At 72.7% G+C, this 4,445-nt stretch carries 6 protein-coding genes; all 6 read left to right on the top strand.

The window, feature by feature from the left end; genetic code table 11:
- A partial coding sequence (locus VF092_07025; protein HEX6747035.1) for a hypothetical protein occupies positions 1 to 210 on the top strand: 210 nt, incomplete at its 5' end.
- Entirely contained in the window at positions 197 to 1,516 is a 1,320-nt protein-coding gene (locus tag VF092_07020; protein ID HEX6747034.1) for a glycosyltransferase family 4 protein, read from the top strand. The genes VF092_07025 and VF092_07020, both read left to right, overlap by 14 nt.
- Positions 1,517 to 1,523: 7 nt before the next feature.
- Positions 1,524 to 2,360: a polysaccharide deacetylase family protein gene (locus tag VF092_07015; protein ID HEX6747033.1), complete on the top strand. Its 837-nt coding sequence runs from the start codon at positions 1,524 to 1,526 to the stop codon at positions 2,358 to 2,360.
- Positions 2,357 to 3,187, top strand: a complete 831-nt coding sequence (locus VF092_07010) for a formyltransferase family protein (GenBank protein HEX6747032.1) — start codon at positions 2,357 to 2,359, stop codon at positions 3,185 to 3,187. Before VF092_07015 ends, VF092_07010 begins: the two co-directional genes overlap by 4 nt.
- Positions 3,188 to 3,358: 171 nt before the next feature.
- Entirely contained in the window at positions 3,359 to 4,240 is an 882-nt protein-coding gene (locus tag VF092_07005) for a TylF/MycF/NovP-related O-methyltransferase (GenBank protein HEX6747031.1), read from the top strand.
- Positions 4,237 to 4,445: asparagine synthase-related protein (locus tag VF092_07000; protein ID HEX6747030.1), on the top strand; the 209-nt coding region annotated here is incomplete at its 3' end. The genes VF092_07005 and VF092_07000, both read left to right, overlap by 4 nt.

Genomic DNA, 4,445 nt, shown 5'->3' with positions numbered 1-4,445 from the left:
TTCATCCGCGAGCAGATCTCCAACTCGCGCTTCCGCGACCTGTACGACCTGAAGAGCATGAGCTTCCACGCCGAGACCAAGTTCTCGCGCGAGGTGTTCGGCCTGCTGATGCTGGACCTGTGGCTGAACGAGTACGCGGTGACCCCGCCGCGCTCCTCGGCCGGCCACGCGGCGGGCTCGCGGGCGGAGGTGGCGCTTGCCGCGGAGTGAGAGCGGGGCCGCGCGCAAGCCGCGCGTGATCTTCGTGACCATGACCTTCGACCCCGAGCCCGGCAACATCCGCGGGCTCCCGCTGGCGCGCTGGCTGGCCGGGCGGGGATACGAGGTGCGCGTGCTCACCGCGTTCCCCAACTATCCCGTCGGGCGGTTGTATCCCGGCTACCGGATGCGCCCGTGGATGCGCGAGGTGATGGACGGCGTGCCGGTGCTGCGGGTGCCCATCTACCCCAGCCACGACACCAGCGCGCTGCGGCGGATCTGGACCTACCTCAGCTTCGCGCTGTCGGCGGCCACCCTGGGGGTGGCGCTGGTGGGGCGCGGCGACCTGGTGTACCTCTACGATCCCCCGCCCACCAACGGGCTGTCGGCGCTGATCCTGAAGCTGCTGTGGCGCGCACCGGTGGTGCACCACATCGGCGACCTGTGGCCCGAGTCGGCCACCGACTCGGGGTTCCTCCCCCAGGGACGCGTCAACCGCCTGATCAAGTCGGTGCTGGGCGCGTACTGCCGCTTCCTGTACCGCCGCGCCGACGTCATCACCGTGCTGTCGCCCGGGTTCAAGCGCATCCTGATGGAGCGCGGGGTTCCCGAGGCCAAGCTGCGGGTGGTGTACAACTGGGCCGACGAGGAGACCTTCCGGCCGCTGGAGCGCGACCAGGCGCTGGCGGCGGAGCTGGGGATGACGGGGCGCTTCAACTTCGTGTTCGCGGGAAACCTGGGCTATTTCCAGGGGCTCGACACGGTGATCCGCGCGGCCGCCATGGTGAGGGACGACCCCCGCATCCAGGTGGTGGTGGTGGGCACCGGCGCGCTGGAAGGCGAGCTGAAGGCGCTGGCGGCCGAGCTGCGGGCCGACAACGTGCGCTTCGTGGCGCGGCGCGAGATCTGGGAGATGCCGCGCATCAACGCGCTGGCCGACGTGCTGCTGGTGCACCTGAAGGACTTCCCCTTCATGGCGGTCACCATCCCCAGCAAGACGCAGGTGTCGCTGGCCTCGGGGCGCCCCGTGCTGCTGGGCGCGCGCGGCGACGTGGCGGACCTGGTGGAGAACGCCGGCGCGGGCGTGGTGGTGCCCCCCGAGGACCCGGCGGCGATGGCCGCGGCGATGCGCAGGATGGCCGCGCTCCCCGCGGGCGAGCTGGAACGGATGGGAGGGCGGGGGCGGGAGTATTACCTGGAGCACCTTTCGCTGGACGTGGCGGGCCGGGAGATGGACCAGATCTTCGAGGTGCTGGCGCGCAGGCGGCTGGCCGCTCCGGCGGCCAGGCGGGCGCAGCGTGCGCTGTCCGATTCGTGAGGGGCGCGTGAACCAGAATGGAAGGCCGAAGCAGTTCCTGTTCACCATCGACGTCGACTGGGTTCCGGGATCGCAGGTTGGGCTGCAGCAGCTGTACGACTTCTCCGACGAGCACGCGCTGCGGACCTCGCTCTTCATCACCGGCCGCTTCGCCGAGGAATACCCGGCGCTGATCCGCGAGGGGGTGGAGCGCGGCCACGAGGTAGGCACGCACGGCTGGGAGCACGGCCAGAAGGGGCGCACCAGCGAGGAAGACTTCCAGCGCGCCGGCTGCGGGCCGCAGCGCGAGTGGATGGAGCGCTCCACGCGCGCGGTGTGGGATGCCGCCGGCGTGCGGCCGGTGGCGTTCCGCGCGCCCAACCTGTGGGTGAGCGAAACCACGCTGCGGGTGCTGGAGGAGCTGGAGTACGAGTTCGACTCGTCGGTGCCGGTGCGGCGCCTGACCACCGGCTACAGCCGCCCCAACTCGCTGCGGTACTACCGCGCGCCGCTGGGGCCGTACCACCCCGACCGCCGGAACCTGGGCGCGCGCGGCTCCAGCCGCATCCTCGAGATCCCGCCGTCGACGTTCGTGTTTCCCATCAACATGAGCGCGCTGCGGGTGCTGGGGCTGAAACGGGTGTGCTGGGCGGTGCGCCGGGTGGCGGCGCGGGCGCACACGCTGGTGTTCTACTCGCACCCGGCCGAGTTCGTCCCCTTCGACCAGCAGCAGATCCCCGGCGACGTGCCGCAGCGCTTCCAGAGCGGGATCGGGCCGCAGAACTTCGGCGTGCTCGCCGACTTCGTGCGGTACGTGAAGAGCCTGGGCTACGCGCCCGCCCTCGCGCGCGAGGTGAAGACGTGAGGATCGTGGTCGCCACCAACGCCTACGACACCTTCGGCGGCGTGTTCGCCCAGGCGTATCGCGAGGCGGGCGGCCCCGAGCCGGAGCTGGTCGTCGTCCTGCCGCCCCGCCCCGAGCTGGGGTTCCGCACCCCGGCCGAGCGCGCGCTGGCGGCCTGGAAGCTGGTGGGGCCCCGGGGGCTCGCGCGGATGGCGGCGGCGCGCCGCCTGGGCCGCCCGCTCACCCGGCGCGACCGCGCCTACGGGCTGCAGCGCGAGTGGCTCTCCTCCCTGGCCGAGGGCGGCGCCCGGGTGGTGGAGGTGCCGAAGCTCGGCGACGCACAGGGGATGGAGCTGCTGCGCGGCGCGGCGCCCGACCTGCTCCTCTCCCTGGGCGCGCCGGTCATCTTCCCGGCGCGGGTGCTGGAGGTGCCCCGCCTGGGCGCGGTGAACGTGCACAACGGGCGCCTGCCGCAGTACCGCGGCCACTTCGCCACCTTCTGGGAGGTGGCCCGCGGCGAGCGCGTGTCGTGCACCAGCATCCACGTGATGACGCCGAAGGTCGACGCCGGCGAAGTGCTGGCGGTCGAGGGGTGCGCCGTGGCGGGCTGCGCCTCGTTCATGGACCTGATGCTGGAGAAGAAGCGCAGTGGCGGCCGCCTCCTGGCCGAGGTGGTGCGGCAGGTGGAGCGGACCGGCGCGCTGGCGCCGCTCCCCGGGCGGGTTCCTCCCCCCTCCACGGCCCCGTCCGGGTACTTCGAGTTCCCCCGCCTGGCCGACCTGCGCGCCTTCTCCTGGCCGGCGGCCGGCGCGGTGGCGAAGGGCGATCCCGCGCATCATCCGGGGTGACGAACGAAGGGGAGCGGTGGCGGCGCCGGCACGGCCTCGCCCGGCTCCTGCGGGAACGGCGGAGAAGTCGAGCCTTGGTCTGCGCGAGCCGGCGCCGGGATCCGTCCGGGGAGGTTGCCCGGCCGGGTGCCGCCCGTGCAGCTTTGAACCTGACCTGACATGGAGGGCTGAATGGGGATCGCGATGCGGGCGAAGGCGGTGGTGAAGGTTCCCGTGCGGCTGCTGAAGAAGGTGCTGCCGCCCGCCGCGTTCGAGAGGGTGTACGACGTCGGCTACGCCGGGTACCGCCGCGCGGTGCGGGCGGGATACGCCGCGGCGGGCGCCGTCCGCGTCCTGGGCAACACCGAGCAGCGGGAGATGATCCGCAGCATCCGCCACGTGATGCCCTGGACGCTGGTGGGCATCGGCGGGCTCGAGGCCACCTGGCGCCTGGCGAAGCAGATGCTGGACCGTGGCGTCCCCGGCGACTTCGTGGAGCTGGGCGTGGCCCGCGGCGGCTGCGCCGCGCTGATGGGCGGCGTGCTCTTCCGCGGCGGCGCCGCGGGCGAGGGGCGCAGGCTGTGGCTGTTCGACTCGTTCGAAGGGCTCCCCGATCCCACGGCCGAGGACTTCCGCGACGGCCAGTCCGACACCGGCGACCACGTCCGTCCGCTCGTCCGCGGCGACTGCCTGGGCACGCTCGACGAGGTCAAGCGGCTGCTGCTGGAGCAGGAGGGCTTCCCCGCCGACCGCGTGCGCTTCGTGCAGGGGTGGTTCCAGGACACCGTACCCGTGTGGCGCGAGAAGATCGGGTCCATCGCGGTGCTGCGGATCGACGGCGACTGGTACGAGAGCACCAAGGTGTGCCTGGAGGGGCTGTACGACCTGGTCTCGCCCGGCGGTGCGGTGATCGTGGACGACTACGCCAGCTGCTACGGCTGCGAGCGGGCGGTCCACGAGTTCCTCGACGCGCGCGGCCTTTCGGTCGACATCCGGCTTGACGGCCGGGGCGGGTGCTGGTTCCTGAAGCCGGCCGGGCGGGCGTCGCGGACGCCGGTGGCGGCGATGGCGTGACGGCTCCTCGCCTGTATCCCGCCGCCAAGCGCGCCTTCGACCTGGCCGCGGCGTCCGCCGGCCTCCTCGTGCGCCATGTGCAGAAGCTCGACCCGCGCGCGATGCTGGGGAACGGCGACCTGAAGCCCGTCCTCCGCCGGCTGGCCGGGGGCACGCTGCCGCGCTCGGTGATCCACCGCACCGACAAGATGGGCTTCACCACGCC

It is taken from the genome of Longimicrobium sp. (assembly GCA_036377595.1).
GTDB lineage: Bacteria > Gemmatimonadota > Gemmatimonadetes > Longimicrobiales > Longimicrobiaceae > Longimicrobium.
Note: the sequence above shows the minus strand (reverse complement) of the source record. Positions and strands in the feature narration are given on the sequence as shown.